Annotated in this window: 15 protein-coding genes, 1 tRNA gene and 1 pseudogene; 14 read left to right on the top strand and 3 right to left on the bottom strand. The window is 73.9% G+C overall.

Features of this window, described 5'->3' with window-relative positions; translation table 11 throughout:
- Positions 1-213: 213 nt before the first annotated feature.
- Positions 214-657, bottom strand: coding sequence for a hypothetical protein (locus GGG17_RS05055; RefSeq protein WP_154592691.1), 444 nt, complete (start codon positions 655-657; stop codon positions 214-216).
- 10 nt (positions 658-667) lie between these two features.
- Here GGG17_RS05055 and GGG17_RS05050 point away from each other — a divergent pair, with 10 nt between their 5' ends.
- Complete coding sequence (locus GGG17_RS05050; RefSeq protein ID WP_154592690.1) at positions 668-1042, top strand: hypothetical protein; 375 nt, start codon at positions 668-670, stop codon at positions 1040-1042.
- Positions 1043-1277: 235 nt separating this feature from the next.
- On the top strand, positions 1278-1787 hold the full coding sequence (locus GGG17_RS05045) for a hypothetical protein (RefSeq protein WP_154592689.1): 510 nt from the start codon (positions 1278-1280) through the stop codon (positions 1785-1787).
- A 150-nt stretch (positions 1788-1937) separates the two neighbouring features.
- Here GGG17_RS05045 and GGG17_RS05040 read toward each other — a convergent pair whose 3' ends face one another.
- Together GGG17_RS05040 and GGG17_RS05035 are read right to left on the bottom strand one after the other, a co-directional pair.
- Positions 1938-3029 carry a YihY/virulence factor BrkB family protein gene (locus tag GGG17_RS05040; RefSeq protein WP_154592688.1) on the bottom strand — a complete coding sequence of 364 codons (1092 nt, stop codon included), beginning with the start codon at positions 3027-3029 and terminating at the stop codon, positions 1938-1940.
- A 123-nt stretch (positions 3030-3152) separates the two neighbouring features.
- Positions 3153-4988, bottom strand: coding sequence for an EAL domain-containing protein (locus GGG17_RS05035; protein ID WP_311966431.1), 1836 nt, complete (start codon positions 4986-4988; stop codon positions 3153-3155).
- Positions 4989-5150: 162 nt separating this feature from the next.
- On the opposite strand from GGG17_RS05035, the gene tmk reads away from it, so the two are divergent.
- The 12 genes and pseudogenes from tmk to GGG17_RS04980 all read left to right on the top strand — a co-directional run.
- Positions 5151-5777 carry a dTMP kinase gene (gene tmk, locus GGG17_RS15945; protein ID WP_288798498.1) on the top strand — a complete coding sequence of 209 codons (627 nt, stop codon included), beginning with the start codon at positions 5151-5153 and terminating at the stop codon, positions 5775-5777.
- Positions 5774-6922, top strand: coding sequence for a DNA polymerase III subunit delta' (locus tag GGG17_RS05030; RefSeq protein WP_311966430.1), 1149 nt, complete (start codon positions 5774-5776; stop codon positions 6920-6922). Before tmk ends, GGG17_RS05030 begins: the two co-directional genes overlap by 4 nt.
- Positions 6923-7029: 107 nt before the next feature.
- Complete coding sequence (locus GGG17_RS05025; RefSeq protein ID WP_154592686.1) at positions 7030-8622, top strand: alpha/beta hydrolase; 1593 nt, start codon at positions 7030-7032, stop codon at positions 8620-8622.
- A gap of 76 nt (positions 8623-8698) precedes the next feature.
- Positions 8699-8772, top strand: a tRNA-Thr gene (locus tag GGG17_RS05020).
- Positions 8773-8901: 129 nt separating this feature from the next.
- A complete protein-coding gene (locus GGG17_RS05015) occupies positions 8902-10380 on the top strand; it encodes a GGDEF domain-containing protein (protein WP_195849117.1) in 1479 nt (492 codons plus the stop codon).
- Positions 10377-11855 (top strand): GGDEF domain-containing protein, encoded by a 1479-nt coding sequence (locus GGG17_RS17080; protein ID WP_154592684.1) that lies wholly within the window; start codon positions 10377-10379, stop codon positions 11853-11855. Before GGG17_RS05015 ends, GGG17_RS17080 begins: the two co-directional genes overlap by 4 nt.
- 80 nt (positions 11856-11935) lie before the next feature.
- Positions 11936-12730, top strand: a complete 795-nt coding sequence (locus tag GGG17_RS05005; RefSeq protein WP_311966429.1) for an alpha/beta fold hydrolase — start codon at positions 11936-11938, stop codon at positions 12728-12730.
- Positions 12731-12758: 28 nt separating this feature from the next.
- Entirely contained in the window at positions 12759-14000 is a 1242-nt protein-coding gene (locus GGG17_RS05000) for a thiolase family protein (RefSeq protein ID WP_154592683.1), read from the top strand.
- Positions 13997-14692 carry a 3-oxoacid CoA-transferase subunit A gene (locus GGG17_RS04995; protein WP_154592682.1) on the top strand — a complete coding sequence of 232 codons (696 nt, stop codon included), beginning with the start codon at positions 13997-13999 and terminating at the stop codon, positions 14690-14692. Before GGG17_RS05000 ends, GGG17_RS04995 begins: the two co-directional genes overlap by 4 nt.
- The gene (locus tag GGG17_RS04990) at positions 14689-15384 is read left to right on the top strand and encodes a 3-oxoacid CoA-transferase subunit B (protein WP_154592681.1); all 696 of its coding nucleotides are present in this window, start codon (positions 14689-14691) and stop codon (positions 15382-15384) included. The genes GGG17_RS04995 and GGG17_RS04990 overlap by 4 nt, the downstream gene beginning before the upstream one ends.
- 103 nt (positions 15385-15487) lie before the next feature.
- Positions 15488-16480: a phosphotransferase family protein gene (locus tag GGG17_RS04985; protein WP_154592680.1), complete on the top strand. Its 993-nt coding sequence runs from the start codon at positions 15488-15490 to the stop codon at positions 16478-16480.
- A 487-nt stretch (positions 16481-16967) separates the two neighbouring features.
- A pseudogene (locus GGG17_RS04980) lies at positions 16968-18083 on the top strand (hypothetical protein); the annotation flags it as partial.

The following is an 18083-nucleotide window of genomic DNA, read 5'->3' as shown; positions in this document are numbered from 1 at the left end:
ATCGCCCGAATCCTCCGTATCGTTGATGCCGTCCGCCCGACACCTCCCCCCATCGTGCCGGGCTCACACGGAAGGGCAACACGTGCACCACGACCAGATCCTCCGCGCTCGCCGCCGCGCCCTCACGCTGGGCCTCGCGGTCGGGCTCACCTCCCTCGGCGGGGTCGCGCCCGTCGCGGCGGGGGCGGCTCCCGTCCCCTCGACGGCTGCCGCTCAGGTCGTGCCCGCCAAGCCCGAGCCGACGAGGACGCCGAAGCCTCCCAAGACCAAAGAGCCGAAGCCGCCGAAGCCTCCCAAGACCAAAGAGCCGAAGCCGCCGAAGCCTCCCAAGACGAAGGCGCCCAGGCCGCCGAAGCCGACGCCTCCCGCGCCCGAGCCCACCTCGCCGGCACCCCAGCCCACCTCGCCGGCACCCCAGCCCACGCCACCGGCACCGCCCGCACCGACCCAGCCCCCGACGTCTCGGCCCACCCCGCGACCGACGACCACCTCGCCGCCGGTGCCCCGCCCCACCACGCCTGCGCCGCGGCCCACGAGCACGACCACCCGCCCGCCCGCCCCTGCCGGGACCACCCCGGCGCAGCCGCCCACGACCCCCAGCACCGCACCCGCCCCGCAGCGTCCCGGCGCACCCGTCCCCGCACCGGGGACGACCACGCCCGGTGCCGTGACGCCTGCTGCCCCGGCGATGCCCGGTTCGCCGGGTGCGCCTGCTGCACCCGTGTCGGTCGACGGCGAGACGAGCCCGGAGCAGGCGGGAGCCGCGAGCTCGGCCGGGTCCCCGCCAGCCGCGCAGGGCTCGGGCACCCCGAGTCAGCAGAGCCCGACCTCGGAGTCGACGACGGCGGGTGCCGCCCCGGCAGGCTCCGGCAGTGACTCCGGCGGCTCCGGCGGCGGCCAGGGCCTCGCCTCCGCCGCGCTCCAGGACCCTGGCGACAACGCGGGCCGGGTCGGGGCCTTCTGGGCCGCGATGGTCGCCGTGGTCTCCGGCGGCGTGATCTACCTGCGCCGTCGCAACGAGCGGCTGCAGCACGTGGCCTGACACCGACCTGACATGATCTGACCAGGCCCTCGCCTGTCCACCCCCGCCCATCTCCTCAGCGTCTGGACGCCGGTCGACCCCCAAGGACCTCCCCTACATGTCTCTGATCCGCCCTGGCCTGGCGCGCCGCGCGTCGGCTCGCTCCTCCTCCCGGAACAGCCCCGGTGCCGGACGACGGTCCACGACCAGGTCCGGGGCACCCCCTGCGGCTGGGCGGCCCGTCGGCACGGTCCCGGTGCTGCTCCTCGGGGCGGCCGGGCTCCTCGCCGTGGGCGCGCTGGCCGGAGCCGGCACCACACCAGCCCCCTCGGCGCCCGGGGGCACGCCAGACGTCGTCAGCGCCGACCTGGCCGCGCATGCCCCAGAGCCCCCGGCGGCCGCTGCGCGCGCCACCCCCACCCTCGCGCTGGACCTCGAACCCGACGCCCTGGCCGTGCCCACCGGTGCGGCGGCTGGGGTAGCCCCGCCGTCGGCCGGGCGGGCAGCGGCACGGACGACCCCCGCCGCTCCGGCCGTGCGCGGCGCCGCGCCCACCGCCGGCGCCGCGCCCACCGCCTCCGGCCCGTCCCGGGACGCCGTCACCACCCCCGGCGTCAGGGCCCTCGCGCCCGTGGACCCGGTCGAGGCCTGGCGCGACCCGGGCGAGAGCATGGAGCGGACCTCGGTCATCTTCCTCGCGATGGCCGCGGGACTGGGCGTGTTCGTCCTGTGGCTGCGGCGACGGCACCACGCCGACACGAACTGAGCTGGGGGCTCAGTTCGTGTCGTCTGGCGGGGCTCTGGACGGCCCGAGTTGAGCTGGGCTCAGTTCGTGTCGTCTGGCGGCGCGAGCAGGCCTCGCGATCTGGCGAGGGCGAGGGCCGGGCGGCACCAGGAGCGCGGCCGGGAGCGCGGGTCAGTCGCCGCGCCGGGCCTCGCGGCGCAGGTCGGACGCCTCGACCTTGAGCTCGTCGACGGTCTTCTCCTGCTTCTTGATGCCCTTGTCGTCGCGGGGCGGCAGCAGCACCTGGTCCTCGGCGGGCAGGCCAGCGGCCAGCTGGCGCGAGCGCTCGACCTCGGAGTCGAACTCGGCGCCGAACAGCAGCGCGAGGTTGGTGATCCACAGCCACAGGAGGAAGACGATGACACCGGCGATGGAGCCATAGGTCTTGTTGTAGGACCCGAAGTTGGAGACGTAGAACCCGAACGCGAGGGACGCCAGGATCCAGGTGACGAAGGCGAGCGCCGCCCCGGGACTGAGCCACGTGAACTTGGGCTGCTTGACGTTGGGGGTCGCGTAGTAGAGCAGTGCGATGACGAGGATGACGATCAGGCCGATGACGGGCCACTTGGCGATGTTCCACACGGTGAGCGCGGTGTCGCCGAGGCCGATGAGTGCGCCGACCCACTCGGCGATGCCGCCGCTGACGACGAGCATGATCCCGGCGAGGGCGACCAGGGTGAGCGTGATCAGCGTGATGAGCAGCTGCAGGGGTCGCAGCTTGAGGAAGGGGCGGCCCTCCTGCACGTCGTAGATGCGGTTCATGGCGCGCCCGAACGCGCCGATGTAGCCGGACGCGCTCCACAGCGCGGTCAGCAGACCGACGACCAGGGCGACGCCCGAGGCCTGAGAGCCCGAGATCTCCTTGATGATCGGACCGACGGTGTCGACGGCCTGCGGCGAGAGCTGACGGACGCTGTCCAGCATCCTGTCGACCGTGCCGGGGTCCTGACCGAACAGGCCGAGCAGGGAGATGAGGGCGAGGATGGCGGGGAACAACGACAGCACGGCGTAGTAGGTCAGGGCTGCCGCCAGGTCGGTGCACTGGTCCCGGGTGAACTCCTTGGTCGTGCGCTTGAACGCGTACTTCCAGTTGGCGCCGGGCAGGTCGTCCATGTCGTCGGGCTTGCCCTGCCCGTCGGGGTCGTCGTGGGTGCGGGCACCCACCGGGCGGTCCTCGTCGGTCGTGCGGGACTCGTCCGAGCCGGGGGAATGACGCGTGGCCATGGGGAGGCTCCTGGGAAACGGTGCGGAGATGGGGGTTTTGCCCACTAGAAAACCACATCCGCGGCCGGGAGCGGGGCCAATCGCCGGGCTACCTGGCCGGCTCGCCCGTCGGGCGGCGCGCCGTCAGCCCTCGGGCCAGGGGATGGGCTGGCCGAAGTAGTAGCCCTGGACGGCGCGGGCTCCCAGCTCGACGACGGCGGCCAGCTGCTCCGCGGTCTCGACCCCCTCGGCGACGGACCGTATGCCGAGGGCGTCGGCCACCTCCACGGCGGAGCGCAGCATCGCGTGGTCGACGCTGCTGCTGACGCAGCCGCGCACGAGGACGCCGTCGATCTTGAGGACGTCGATGGGCAGGACGCGCAAGTTGCCGTAGCTCGTCGTGCCGGCACCGAAGTCGTCGAGGGCGAAGCGGACACCCGCGTCACCGAGGTGGGCCATGCCCGAGCGCACCTCGTCGACCGTCCCGATCGGGAGTCGCTCGGTCAGCTCGAGGACCAGTCGGTGCCCCTGGCCGTTGGCTCGGATCAGGTTGTCGGCCCAGTCGACGAAGGTCGGGTCGAGCATGCTGTGGGGGCTGACGTTGCACGAGACGCGGCGCTCCGCAGCGCCGTCGGCGAGGGTGCCGACGACGCGGGAGAGGACGGCGCGGTCGAGGGCGTTGACGACGTCATACTGCTCCGCGAGGGCCACGAAGTCGTCGGGCAGCAGGGTGCGCCCGGCCTCGTCGGACAGCCGGACCAGGACCTCCGCGTCCATCGGGGCCTCGACGCCCGGCACGACGCTGCGGATGGGCTGGGCCACCATCGACAGGCGACCGGCGAGCACCGCGGCACGCACCTCGTCCATCTGCAGCCGCTCGCTGTGCGTGTCCGCCCGACCGGGGGCGCCGGGCACGTGCACCAGGACCCGGCCGCGGCCGCTGCGCTTGGCCTCGTGGGCGGCCGACTCGGCCCGGGACACGATCTCCTCGATGCCCTGGTCGTGACCGGCGATGGCGTAGACCCCGGCGGAGAAGGCGACGGGGACCTCGCGCCCGCCGACGCGGAGCGGGTCGCGGGCGAGGTCCGCCGACAGCTCCTCCAGGGCGACGCGCAGCTCCTGGACCGAGCCGCGGCTCAGCGCCCCGAACTCGTCCCCGCCGACGCGGAAGACGGCGACCGGCGTCGGCCCGCTCAGCCGGAGCAGACGGTCGGCCACCCCGCGGAGCACCTCGTCGCCGGACCCGTGGCCGAGCCGGTCGTTGGTCATCTTGAGATGGTCGACGTCGATGTAGGCGAAGGCACCGTCCGCCGGCTCGCCCGCGCGGGCCCGGCCGATCGCCTCGAAGGCGGCCGCGCGGTTGGGCAGCCGGGTCAGGGCGTCGGTGCGCTGGAGGGTCTGGTTGGTCGATCGCAGGTCGGCCAGCTGCGCCTCGAGCGTGAGCAGGGAGTCCGGGGCCGGCAGGCCCGAGAGCTGGGTGCCCCGGGCGGAGAGGACGGCCGCCACCAGTGTGGCTGCCTGGATCGTCTCGGGTCGTATGGCGGAAGCGCTGGTCACCGCCAGCACGCCGATCGTGGCCGTGCCGGCGTGCACGGCGAGGACCAGACGCTGGCGCAGCCTCGCCTCGACGAGTGGCTGCAGCTCGGGGTCGTCCGCCTCCCGCAGGTCGGGGATCAGCTGGGTCCGCGACCGCAGGACGCGGACGAAGCAGCCGGTGGTCACGGGGTGCTGGTGGACGGTGGGCTCGCCCGGCAGGGTGCCGGCGAAGACGTGGCACTCGACGTGGCCGTCGGACCCGGTGACAAGCCCCAGCTCGATCCGCTCAGCGCCGATGACGCGGGGCAGGTGATGTCGGAGCGCCTGCACGAGCTGCTCGCGCCGGGCGTCGACGGGCAGGGCCTCGGCGAGGCGGGCGACCGCAGCCAGCGTGTCGGCCTCTGCGCGCCCGCCCCTCGTCTGCCCCTGGTCCCCCTGCGTCACGGGTCCAGGGTATGGCCGGGAGACGACCGTTGTTGCCCCGTGACCGGGAAGCGACGCCGGAGGGGGCGGACCGTGTCCGCGAGGTGCCGCTCGGGCACGCAGCGTCACCGAGCCGGGCGCCGGGCAGACCCTCTGTCGGCGCCCTGCTCTAGGCTCGAGCACGTGACGACGGGACAGGGTGGGCGCGGGGTGTTCGTGGCCCTCGAGGGCGGGGACGGCGCCGGCAAGTCGACGCAGGCCCGGCTGCTGCGGGAGTGGCTGCAGGCCCAGGGGCGGACGGTCCTGCTGACCCGGGAGCCGGGCGGCTCCGAGCTGGGTGCCGAGATCCGCCGGCTGCTGCTGCACGGCGACCACGTGTCGCCGCGGGCCGAGGCGCTGCTCTTCGCCGCCGACCGGGCCCATCACGTGCACTCGGTGGTCCGGCCGGCCCTGGCGCGCGGCGAGGTGGTCGTGACCGACCGCTACCTCGACTCGTCGGTGGCCTACCAGGGCGCCGGGCGCGACCTGGCGGGGGAGGAGGTCCGGCAGCTCTCGCTGTGGGCCGTGGAGGGCCTGCTCCCCGACCTCACGGTGCTGCTCGACGTGGCGCCGGGCACGGGACGTGAGCGCCGGGGCGAGGTGCACGACCGGCTCGAGGCCGAGCCCGACGACTTCCACGACCGGGTGCGGTCCGGCTTCTTGGCGCTCGCGGGTGCCGAGCCGCACCGTTACCTCGTGGTGGACGCCGGGCTGCCGCCCGCCGAGGTCCACGCCCTGGTCCGGGGCCGTCTGGCCGGGGTGATCGCGTGACGGCGGCCGGCGTCTGGGGCCAGACCGTGGGCCAGCCCGAGGCCGTGCGGGTGCTCCGCCAGGCCGTGGCCGACCCCGACGCCATGACCCACGCCTGGCTGCTGACGGGACCGCCGGGGTCGGGTCGCTCGGTGGCGGCCCGCAGCTTCGCCGCCGCGCTGCAGTGCCCCGAGGGCGGCTGCGGGACCTGCCTGGAGTGCCGCACGTCGATGGACGGCACCCACGCGGACGTCTCGCTCGTTGCGACCTCGGGGCTGTCCATCGGCGTCGACCACGCCCGTGAGCTGGTGCGGCTGGGCTCGACCCGACCGTCCGTCGGTCGCTACCGCGTCATCGTGATCGAGGACGCCGACCGCCTCACCGAGCAGGCCGCCAACGCCCTGCTCAAGGTCATCGAGGAGCCGGTGTCGCGCACCGTGTGGCTGCTGTGCGCGCCCTCGCTCGACGACGTGATCATCACGGTCCGCTCCCGCTCGCGCCACGTGCGCCTGCGGACCCCGCCGGTCGAGGCCGTGGCTGACCTGCTCGTGCGGCGCGACGGGATCGACCCGGCGATGGCCGCGTATGCCGCGCGCGCCGCCCAGAGCCACGTCGGGATCGCCAAGCGGCTCGCCACCGACGAGGGCGCCCGCGAGCGGCGGCACACCACGGTGTCCATCGCCGGACGCATCCGCCGGGTGGGTGACGCGATCGACGCGGCCGCCGACCTCGCGTCGATCGCGGACGAGGAGTCGGGAGCCTCGAGCGCCGACCGCGACGCCGCGGAGCGCCGCCAGCTGCTGGAGCGGCTCGGTGCCGACGCTGCCTCCCGCACCCAGCCCCCCCACGTGCGCTCGGCCGTCGCCGCCCTCGAGCGGGAGCAGAAGCAGCGGGCCACCCGCTTCGCCCGCGACGTGGTCGACCGGTCGCTCGTGGACCTCATGAGCGTCTACCGCGACGCGCTGGTGCTGCGGCTGGGCACGCCCGTGCCCCTCGTCAACACCGAGCTGGGCCCTCTGGTCTCGCAGGTGGCGCAGGCCTTCACCCCGGAGGGGCTCCTGCACGCGATCGACGCGATCGGCACGGCCCGGGAGCGGATCGACCGCAACGTCGCGCCGCTGCTCGCCCTCGAGGCGATGTGTCTGTCCTTGAGACTGCCCCGGTGACGAGTGCTGTGGCTCCCAGGCCTGACGGTTACCGTGGGGGACAGAGTGGGGGCCTCGATGACGGCGGCCCCCTTCCGGCATACGTCCTCGTCACCGAAAGGCCCCGCATGACCACGCTGCGCCGGGCGCGCACCGCCCGCTCCGCCACGTCCCTGGCGGCGGCCGCCCTGCTGCTCGGGGCCTGCTCCCTCCCGGGGACCGCTGGCACGACGACCAGCACCAGCACGAGCGCCACCGCCGGCTCGAGCTCGGGCGCGTCCGGCACCGGCGCGAGCACCTCGCCCTCCGCCACCGCGACGCACGCCCCCGACCTCGCCAAGTACTACGGCCAGCAGCTCTCCTGGGAGCGCTGCGGTCGGTTCGAGTGCAGCTGGCTGACCGTGCCCGTCGACTATGACAAGCCCGACGGCGCCACGATCAGGCTCGCCCTCAAGCGGCAGAAGTCGTCCTCGAGGTCGCGCGCCGGCTCCCTCGTCCTCAACCCCGGCGGGCCGGGCGCCTCCGGGGTCGAGATGGTCGACTGGTTCGCCCCCACGCTGGCCGGCAACGTGCAGCGTCACTTCGACGTGGTGGGCTTCGACCCGCGCGGCGTCGCGAAGTCCCAGCCGGTCACCTGCCTGGACCCCCGGCAGATGGACGACCTGCTCGGCGGCGACCCGACCCCGGACACCCCCGCCGAGCAGCAGCAGCTCATGGCCGCCAACAAGGCCTTCGGCGAGGCCTGCAAGCAGCGCACGGGCGATCTGCTCGCCCACGTGTCCACCGTCGAGGCGGCCAAGGACATGGACGTGCTGCGGGCCACCCTCGGCGACCAGCGGCTCAACTACTTCGGGGCGTCCTACGGGACCTTCCTCGGCGCCACGTATGCCGGGCTCTTCCCCCAGCGCGTGGGCCAGATGGTGCTCGACGGCGTCATCGACCCCGCCCAGGACGGCAAGCAGTCCGCCCTGGGGCAGGCCACCGGGTTCGAGCGCGCCACCCGGGCCTACGCGCAGCACTGCGTCGACACCGGCAGCTGTCCGGTCGGCGGCTCGGTGGACGAGGTGATGAAGGGTCTTGCCGACCTGCTCAAGCAGATCGACGCCAAGCCGCTGCCCGCGCCCGGCGTCGGCACCGGCACCCTGACCGAGGGGTGGGCCTCGATGGGTCTGGCGCTGCCGATGTACTCCGACCAGCTGTGGCCGGAGCTCGACGGTGCGCTGCGCGCGGCCAAGGGCGGTGACGGCTCCGGGCTCATGCGCCTCGCGACGCAGTACGCCGACCGTCAGGCGGACGGCAGCTACAACGGCAACATGCTGCAGGCCATCAACGCCGTCAACTGCCTGGACCGTCCCGTGCCGGGGGACGCGGCACGGTACGCCGCGGACGAGAAGGATTTCGTTGCCGTCGCGCCGACCTGGGGCCGCTTCATGGCGTGGGGCGATGCGGTGTGCGGCGTCTGGCCGGTGCCGGCCACCGGCAAGGCCGCCCCCATCAGCGCCAAGGGATCCGGTCCCATCCTCGTCCTCGGGACGACGCGCGACCCCGCCACGCCGTACGAGAACTCCGTGGCGCTCGCCAAGGAGCTCGACAAGGGCGTGCTGGTGACGCGGGACGGCGACGGCCACACGGCATACCAGCAGGGCAACAACTGCCTCGACCGTCTCGTCGACGACTACCTCGTCAAGGGCAAGGTGCCGGCCGACGGCGCGAAGTGCTGAGCTGGCTCGACGGATTCGGTCGGCGCCTGCCCGGCCTGTATAGTGGGGCGCCGAGCGTCGGCCCGCTGACGTTCCTGCCGCTTTAGCTCAGTCGGCCAGAGCGATTCACTCGTAATGAATAGGTCGTCGGTTCGATTCCGACAAGCGGCTCAGAACAGGCCCCCGACTCCGGTCGGGGGCCTCTCTGTTGTGCCGCACCTCACCGCAGTGACCGCTTCTTTGCTGTGAATCATCTCAGCGTGCCTGCGCGATCACGGTGGGCTACCTAGGATGAGCGGCATGCGCGAGCCCATGGCCGGCAACCCGCCAGGGCCCCCCACTGACGGCGACCCCTGGTCCCGGTCGTTCCGACAGGACGACCGGGTCCTCGTCGTCCTCGGATCTCTGTTCGTGCTGCTGCAGCTCGTCTACTGGACCTCCGACGAAAGGGTCGCGAGCGTGGCCTTCATCGTCATGCGGGTCGCCGCGGTGGTGACCTTCGCCTGGGGCGTCGCCCGTGCCCGTCCGGGATTCCGGCGGGACTGGGGGCTGATGCTGGCCGGCATGGTCGTCTGGGCCCTGGCCGAGGTGGCCGTGGCCGTGCGCATCGCCGTCCTCGGTGAGTATGGCGACTGGACGCCCGCCGGGGTCTTCGACATGGCTGGTTTCGTGCTCGTGTGCGCCGGCGTGGTGCGCCTCGCTTGCAAGGACGGCTTCGTGCGGGGGTCGGCGCTGTGGCTGGACTCGATGGCGTGCGTGGTGAGCCTGGCGATCTGCTGGTGGCTGCTCGTCGGCCAAGAGCTCTTCTCGCACCCCGACCAGGCCCGCTCGACGACCCTGCTCGCCGCCACCTATCCGCTCGGGGACAGCCTGATCGTGGCGGCGGCCGCGGTGCTGCTCAGCTCCCGCTCGGCCCATGCCATCTCCTATCGGCTGCTCGTGCTGGGGATGCTGGTGGGGGCCGTCTCGGACGTCGGCTTCGGCCTCCACGTCAGCGGCGAGATGCCCAGCAACCGCTGGGTGTACGCGCTGTGGATGGTGCAGAGCACCCTGCTCGCGACGGCGTCGGTCCTCGGTCGGCGACCAGGCCGGGAGCTGGCCTCACGGGTCTCGGTCGCTGGGGTGCTGCTCGTCGTGTCGGCCCTCGTCGGCCCCGCCACCGTGCTGGCCGTCCTGTCCGCGCTCGGGCGGCACACGCATGCCTCGGCCGTGCTCGCGACCCTCGCGGGGACCCTGCTGCTGCTGCTCATCGCCGCCACCCGGGTGCTGGTGCTCGTGCGCAGGATCGAGAAACAGTCCGACCAGCTGGCACGGACCGCCCGCACCGACGAGCTGACGGGCCTGGCCAACCGGCGGGCCGGACTGCGCCTGATGGACGAGGCGATCGCCGCCGCCATGACCGGGGTGGGCACCCGCCTCACCGTGGGGATGCTCGACCTGGACAACTTCAAGAGCTTCAACGACGCCCATGGCCACCTGCAGGGTGACCGCATCCTGCGGGCGTCCGCCCACGCCTGGATCCAGGCGCTGGACGACGACGGGTCGATCTATCGCTACGGCGGCGAGGAGTTCGTGGTGATCCTGCCCAACCGGTCCGTCGCCGACGCCGAAAAGATCCTCGCGCGGATGCGCGCGGCGACCCCGGACGACCAGACCTTCTCCGCGGGGCTGGCCGCCTGGTCCGACGGCGACTCGTCCGAGACGCTCCTCGCGCGCGCCGACGTCTCGCTCTACGCCGCCAAGGAGGCGGGCCGCGCCCGCACGATGGTGATCGCGTGAGGGCCCGCGTCGAGGTCGGCCCCAGCTCCTACGAGCGCGCCGGGAGCCCGCGCCGGCGACGGCAGGACGCGCTCGTCCTGGGCCTGCTGGCCCTCGTGCTCGTCGTCGCGCAGGGGATCTACTGGGTCGTCGGGACCCCGGAGGCCCAGGGGGCCGCCTACGTCGGTTCGCGGGTGCTGTCCACGGCCGTGTTCGCCTACGGGGTCGCGCGCACCCGACCGGCACTCCGGGGCGAGCGGCGACTGCTGCTCGCGGCGATGCTGCTGTGGCTGGTGGGCGACGTCGTGGTCGCCGTCCAGGCCGTCCGGTCCGTCAGCCTGGACAGCTGGTCCTCCACCTCGCTCGTCGGGATCCTGTCCTACCTGTGCCTGTTCGCCGCCCTCGTGGGCATGGCGCGCCGGGAGGGAATCGTCGCCGGAGCGGCGGTCGTCCTCGACGTGGTGCTGTGCGCCGTGAGCCTCTCGGTCGTGTGGTGGCTGCTCATCGGCCAGCAGATCCTGCTCGCCCCGGGGGGCAGCGACCTGCGATCCCTGCTGGTGAGCTCCTACCCGCTGTGCGACGTGCTCGCGATCGCCGGCGCCGTGGCGGTGCTGAGCGCCCGGTCCGCGCACGAGTGGTGCACGCGCGCGCTGGCGCTGTCGGCCATGGTCGACGTCGTCGCCGACATCTGGTTCGGCTACTTCGTGGTGGGCCTCACGGACACGTGGTACTGGCCCCCGGCGCTGTGGATGGTGCAGTCCGTGCTCCTCGCCGCCGCCGCCGTCCTGTCCGGCCGCCCGGTGCGCGAGCCCAGCTCGCGGGTGTCGCGCTCCGGGGTGCTGATGATGGTGGGGGCCGTGGTGGCGCCGATGATGACCATCGCGGTGCAGACCATGGTCGGCCGCGCCCCGGCGACGCCCTCGTCGGTCGTGCTGTCGCTCGTGGGCACCGCGGTGATGGTCGTCCTCGTCTGCGTACGCGTCCTGATCCTCGTGCGCCGCCTCGAGAAGCAGGCCAACGAGCTCGAGCAGACCGCGCGCACCGACGAGCTCACCCAGCTCCCCAACCGGCGGGCGGGGATGCGGCTGCTGCACGACAGCATCGGGCAGGTGGAGCAGGGGCGTCTGGCCGGCCTGACCGTGGCCCTGCTCGACCTGGACCACTTCAAGAGCTTCAACGACACCCACGGGCACCTCCAGGGCGACCGCCTGCTCCGGGCCGCCGGCCTGTCCTGGGCGTCGGTGATCGGCCCGGGGGACATGCTCTTCCGCTACGGCGGTGAGGAGTTCGTCGTCATCATGCCCGAGGGCACCGTGGCCGAGACCCGCGCGGTCCTGCAGCGGATGCGCCGCGCGACGCCGCGCGGCCAGACCTTCTCGGCGGGGATCACGAGCCTGCGGGCCGGGGACACCGCCGAGGACGTCATCGGGCGCGCCGACGCCTCCCTGTATGCCGCCAAGGCCGCCGGACGCGATAGGAGCTGCATCAGCGCCTGACCCGGTTCGCATAGCGAACGCATGTGCATTCTGCGAACACGGCGTAGGCTGGTGCCACCCCGACCACCAGGAGCCCCGCCGTGAGCGTGCCCGTCGCCGTCGTCCCGCTGTCCTCGTCCGGTGCCGCCGGGCAGCCCAAGCCCCTGCTCGTCCTCGGCTCCTCCCTCGGCGTGGCCGTCGAGCGGCTGTGGGCCCCCGTCCTCCCCTTGCTGGGTGACCGCTACCACGTCCTCGGGTGGGACCTGCCCGGTCACGGCCGGACGCACCACGACGGCTCTGCCGGGTCGTTCAGGGTCGCCGACCTCGCGAGCGCCGTGGTCGAGCTGGCCGCCCGTCGCGGCACCCCCGGCCTCCCGGCGTACTACGCGGGCGTGAGCCTCGGCGGGGCGACCGGCCTGCAGGCCGCCGCCGACCACCCGGGCGCGTTCGCCGCCGTCGCCCTGGTGTGCTCCGCCGCGGTGCTCGGCACCCCCGAGGCGTGGACGCAGCGAGCCGTCACGGTCCGCGCCCAGGGGACACCGGCGCTCGTCGAGGGCTCGGCGGCGCGGTGGTTCGCGCCCGGCTTCGCCGATCGTGAGCCGCAGGTCGCGGGGGGCCTGCTGCACGACCTCGCGCACGAGGTCGACGACGAGGGCTATGCGGCGTGCTGCGAGGCGCTCGCGGCATACGACCTGAGCGACCGGCTGGGCGAGGTGACCGACCCGGTGCTGGTGCTCAACGGGGCCGCCGACCAGGTCGTTCCGCCCGCGGCCGCGGAGCAGGTCGCTTCCGGGGTGGCCGACGGCCGCGCCGTGATCCTGCCCGGGGTCGGGCACCAGGCCCCGGTGGAGGACCCGACCGGCACCGCCGAGGCCCTTCTCGCCTTCTGCCGCTGACACCGACGACGTTCGAAGGAGAACGATCATGACCACCGACACCTATCTCTACGACGCCGTCCGGACGCCCTTCGGGCGGTTCGGCGGGGCCCTGGCCGGCACCCGGCCCGACGACCTCGCGGCCCACGTCGTGCGCGCCCTGGTCGACCGCTCGCCCGGGCTCGACCCCGAGCGCATCGACGCCGTGACCTTCGGCAACGCCAACGGCGCCGGCGAGGAGAACCGCAACGTCGCCCGCATGGCCACGCTGCTCGCCGGCCTGCCCGTCTCGATCCCCGGCAGCACGGTCAACCGGCTCTGCGGGTCGTCGCTCGACGCCGCCATGGTCGCCTCGCGGCAGGTGATGGCGGGCGACGCCGACCTGGTCCTCGTCGGCGGCGTGGAGTCGATGAGCCGCGCCCCATGGGTGCTGCCCAAGACCAGCAAGCCCTACCCCGCCCACAACCTCACCGCCGAGAGCACCGCTCTCGGGTGGCGCCTGGTCAACCCCCGCATGCCTGGCCGGTGGACCGTCAGCCTCGGGGAGGCGACCGAGCAGCTCGCCGAGCTCCACGGGGTCTCGCGCGAGCGGCAGGACGCCTTCGCCGCCGAGTCGCACCGGCTGGCCGCTGCGGCCTGGGACGAGGGCCGGTATGCCGACCACGTGGTCACCGTGCCCGGGACGGACCTCGAGCGGGACGAGGGCATCCGCCCGGGCTCGACCCCCGAGACCCTGGCCGGGCTCAAGACCGTCTTTCGCACGGAGGGCGGCACGGTCACCGCGGGCAACGCCTCGCCCCTCAACGACGGGGCGTCCGCTGCGTTCGTGGGCTCTGAACGGGCGGCCGAGCTGCTGGGGCGCGATCCCCTGGCGCAGATCGTCTCCCGCGGCGAGGCCGCGAACGAGCCGCAGTACTTCGGCTACGCGCCCGTCGCGGCGGCCGAGCAGGCGCTGCGTCGCGCGGGCCTGACCTGGAGCGACATCGACGCGGTCGAGCTCAACGAGGCCTTCGCCGCCCAGTCCCTGGCCTGCCTGGACGCATGGGAGCGCGACGGCCTCGACGTGGGCGTCGTCAACCGCTGGGGCGGGGCGATCGCCATCGGCCACCCCCTCGGCGCATCGGGGTTGCGCGTGCTCGGCACGGTGGCTCGCCGCCTGGCCGCGACCGGTGGGCGCTACGGCCTGGCCGGGATCTGCATCGGCGTCGGCCAGGGGCTCGCCGTCGTCGTCGAGAACGTCGCCAGCGCCGGCACCACCGCCACCACCGGCACGAGGGAGGGAGCACGATGAGCGGGCTGCACGTGGCCGCGGACGTCGACGAGGCGGTCAGCATCGTCGAGGACGGGGACACCGTCCTGATCGGAGGCTTCGGCATCGCAGGGCAACCGGTGGAGCTGATCGAGGCGCTGATCCGCAGCGGCGTCTCGGGGCTCACGGTCGTCAACAACAACGCCGGCAACGGCGACGAGGGGCTGGCCGCCCTCATCAAGAACGGCCAGGTCGCCAAGATGATCTGCTCCTTCCCCCGGCAGAGCGACTCGTGGCACTTCGACGAGGCCTACCGGGCGGGCCGGGTCGAGCTCGAGGTCGTGCCGCAGGGCACGCTCGCGGAGCGGATCCGCGCGGGCGGTGCCGGCATCGGTGGCTTCTTCACGCCCACGGCATACGGCACCTTGCTGGCCGAGGGCAAGGAGACGCGGGTGATCGACGGCCGCGGCTACGTGCTGGAGGCGCCGATCACCGGTGACGTCGCCCTGGTCAAGGCGCTGCGCAGCGACGCGATGGGCAACCTCGTCTACCGCAAGACGGCACGCAACTTCGGCCCGGCCATGTGCACCGCGGTGGCCCGCAGCGTGGTGCAGGTCGAGGAGGTCGTGCCCGCCGGTCAGATCGACCCGGAGGTCGTCGTGACCCCCGGCATCTTCGTCGACACGGTCGTCGAGGTGCGCACCACCAGCAGCGACAAGGAGGGCCTGCGATGACCGAGCCGACGAGCAGCAGCACGAGCACCCGCACGAGCCCCAGCACGGGCGGCGAGCTGAGCAAGCAGGAGCTGGCGGCGCTGGTGGCGCACGACATCGAGCCGGGTTCCTTCGTCAACCTCGGGATCGGGCAACCGACGCTGATCAGCGACTACCTGCGCGACGAGCAGCAGATCACCCTGCACACCGAGAACGGCATGCTCGGCATGGGACCCCAGGCGCACGGCGAGGACATCGACGTCGACCTGATCAACGCGGGCAAGATCCCCGTCACCGAGCTGCCGGGAGCGTCCTACTTCCACCACGCGGACAGCTTCGCGATGATGCGTGGCGGTCACCTGGACGTGTGCGTCATGGGTGCCTTCCAGGTCTCGGCCGGGGGAGACCTGGCCAACTGGCACACCGGCGCCGCGGACGCCATCCCCGCCGTCGGCGGCGCGATGGACCTGGCGATCGGGGCCAAGCAGACCTGGGTGATGATGTCGTTGTTCGCCAAGGACGGCTCGGCCAAGGTCGTCCCCGAGCTGACCTATCCCGTGACGGGGCTCGGGTGCGTGCGCCGGGTCTACACCAGCCAGGTCGTCTTCCTGCTCGAGGAGCGCGGTGTCGTCGTGCGCGAGACCCACGGCATCACCCTCGACGAGCTGCGCGACCGGCTCGACGTCCCGCTGATCGACGGCCGCGCGGCCTGATCCTGCACCGAGGGGTCGCAGACGTCGACGACACGCCGTCGGGCGCGACACCTGCGCCCCCTCGGCGCAGCCTGTTCGCGCTGCCGCCCCCTAGCCTGGGTCGATGATCGACGACGACACCCTGCGCGCCGCCCTCGACCGCGAGTGGGCCTGGTGCGGCCTGCCGCACCCGCCCGAGTGGGTGAGCCTGCTCGGGCGGGGCGAGTCGTATGCCGCCTGGCACGTCGCCACCCGCGGCACGGACGTCGTGGTGCGGGTCGTGCGCCGACCCACCGACGAGCTGCCGCGCGCCATGCGTGAGGAGTTCACGGTGCTGCAGCTCCTCCCCGAGGGCGTCGGCCCCCAGCCGGTGGCGCTGGACGAGAGCGGCGACCGGCTCGGCATGCCGGCCATGGTCGTCGGCCTGGTGCCCGGCGAGGTCCTCACCGACCCCGGCGACTGGGACGAGGAGCTGCTCACCCGGCTCGCCCGGGTCATCGCCCGCCTCCACGACCGGGCCTACACCCGCTGCGGGCCGGTGGGGGACCCGCAGCGCAGCGCCGTCAGCATCGTCGGCGCCTTCGAGGCCGGGCTGGGGTGGTGGATCGAGCACCAGCCCGAGGTGGTGTCCGACCCCGAGGTGCTGGCGCTGCTGCCTGGCGTGCGCGCCTACCTCGTCGAGCGCGAGCCGTGGTTCGAGCCCGTCCGCCGGTTCGCGCTGGTCCACGGCGACCTCGTGGCGGCCAACGTGCTCGTCGAGGACGGCGAGCCGCGGCTGGTCGACTGGGAGTGGGCCGAGATCGACGACCCGGCGCGCGACCTCGGCTACCTGGGGGGCCGGCTCGCGAGCGAGGGTGTGCAGGTGCGGCTGGACCGCCCGGCCGTGGAGCACCTGGTCCGGGCCTACCTCAAGGCGGCGCCGCCCGACCTCGCCGCCACCGAGACCGTCGAGTCGCTCCTCGCCCGCCGCGACGCGTGGGAGGTGTGCGAGAGCCTGCTCAGCTCGCTGCACGACCGGCGACTGCTCGCTGAGGGACGGCACGAGCCGGGTCTCACCGAGCGACGGATCGCGGCGGCGACCGCGGGGCTCCGCGACGTGGCCCCGTCGGCGGGCTGAGGCGGCTGAGGCGGTCTGATCGGGCGCGGGCCCGACAGCGCCGGCCGCGGGTCGTCAAGAGCTGATCCGGACCGACGGCCGGACGCGCTGATGCGTGGTCACTGTGCGTGTCCGACCCCCCGGAACAATCGGACGAGGTGGGGCGCGGTGCTACCCGTTCGGAGCAGTCCGTTACCATTTCGTTATGCTGCGGCAGGTCGTCCCGTTACACGGCTGTGACCTGCGGAAACACGGCTCTGTGACGCGGCGCGGACTCCAGGTGTTCATCGGGACGTCCCTTGTCACACAGCGTGAGGCCACCTGGATGTCGGGGACCCGGTGCCACCGGGCCGCTGGCTCCGTACCCTGGACCCAGAAGGGGGCGACGCCTCAGGCGGTGCCGACCCTTGCCATCGCGTCCCCAAGGGGCGTCGCCCGGTCGATCACAGCTCCAGAGGGGACCTCAGTGCAGTCCACGCCACGTGTCCGTCGCGGCCCAAGGGTCGGCGTGCGCGCCGCGTCCGTCAGCGTGACGGTCGCCCTGCTGACCCTCGGTCTCGTCGCCCCGGCGTCCGCCGAGCCGGACCCGTCACCGACGAGCAGCGCGCAGACGCTGCCCTCCGCGCAGGACGTCGACGCGGCCAACCGGGCCGTCGCCGACCAGGAGGCCCAGGTCGCGACCGCGCAGGCGCAGTATGCCGCCGCGGCCGACCGTCTCGAGCAGGCCCGGCGCGAGGCCGCGCTCGCCGCAGAACAGTACAACGGTGCCAAGGTGCGCCTGGACGCCTCCACCAAGGCCTACGCCGACGCCGACTCCCGGGCGCGCGCCGCCGAGCGGGCCCTGGCCGCCGCCAAGGTCAACCTGGGGCGGGTCGCGGCCGAGACCTACGAGTCCCGCAGCGACCTGCACGGGCTGGAGGCTCTCGTCACCCCGGGCGGTCCGCAGGCCGTCCTGGACCGCGCCTCGGGGCTCGCCACGCTCGGGGAGCTGCAGACCGGCGTCGTGCGTCAGGCCACCGGCGACCTCACCCGCGCGACCGAGCTGCGCCGCGCCGCCCAGCGCGCCCAGGAGCAGCGCAAGGCCGACGAGACCGCGGCGCTCGCCGCCCGCACCCGAGCGGGCGCCGCCGAGCAGGCCGCCGTCGCCGCGGCGCAGGCGACCCAGGCCGCCCAGGACGAGGCGCTCGCGACCCTGGCACGGCTCAACCAGACCTCGATCGACCTGGAGCGCCGCCGCCAGGAGGGCCTGCGGGTCGAGGCTGAGCAGCGCGCCGCCGCCGCCCGCGAGGCTGCCGCCCTGGCCGAGGCGGCGCAGCGCGACTCCGAGAGCCTGTCTGCCGACGTGCGGGCCGCCGAGGCCGCTGCGGCGGCCGCGGCCAAGGAGCGGGCCGACGCCCTGCAGGCCGATGCCGCCCGCAGCACCGCCGAGCAGACCCGCGACACGACGCAGGCCGCCGCCGACCGGGCGGCCCGGGAGGCTGCCGCCCAGGAGGCCGCCGCAGATCGCGCCGCCGCCGGCAGCGGGAGCGGCGCCACCGACCATGCCGCCACGGTCGCTGCGAGCCGCCGCAAGGCGCGGGCGGCCCGCGCCCGCGCTCAGCAGCTGGCCGCCGAGGCGAGCCGG

Origin of the sequence: Arsenicicoccus cauae, from assembly GCF_009707125.1 — a bacterium.
Classification (GTDB): domain Bacteria; phylum Actinomycetota; class Actinomycetes; order Actinomycetales; family Dermatophilaceae; genus Arsenicicoccus; species Arsenicicoccus cauae.
Note: the sequence above shows the minus strand (reverse complement) of the source record. Positions and strands in the feature narration are given on the sequence as shown.

Excerpts from the sequence above, each read along its gene's own strand:
- GGG17_RS04995 (WP_154592682.1), top strand. The coding sequence starts at position 13,997 with ATGAGCGGGCTGCACGTGGCCGCGGACGTCGACGAGGCGGTCAGCATC.
- GGG17_RS05025 (WP_154592686.1), top strand. The coding sequence starts at position 7,030 with ATGACCACGCTGCGCCGGGCGCGCACCGCCCGCTCCGCCACGTCCCTG.
- GGG17_RS04990 (WP_154592681.1), top strand. The coding sequence starts at position 14,689 with ATGACCGAGCCGACGAGCAGCAGCACGAGCACCCGCACGAGCCCCAGC.
- GGG17_RS05015 (WP_195849117.1), top strand. The coding sequence starts at position 8,902 with ATGCGCGAGCCCATGGCCGGCAACCCGCCAGGGCCCCCCACTGACGGC.
- GGG17_RS04985 (WP_154592680.1), top strand. The coding sequence starts at position 15,488 with ATGATCGACGACGACACCCTGCGCGCCGCCCTCGACCGCGAGTGGGCC.
- GGG17_RS05000 (WP_154592683.1), top strand. The coding sequence starts at position 12,759 with ATGACCACCGACACCTATCTCTACGACGCCGTCCGGACGCCCTTCGGG.
- GGG17_RS05040 (WP_154592688.1), bottom strand. The coding sequence starts at position 3,029 with ATGGCCACGCGTCATTCCCCCGGCTCGGACGAGTCCCGCACGACCGAC.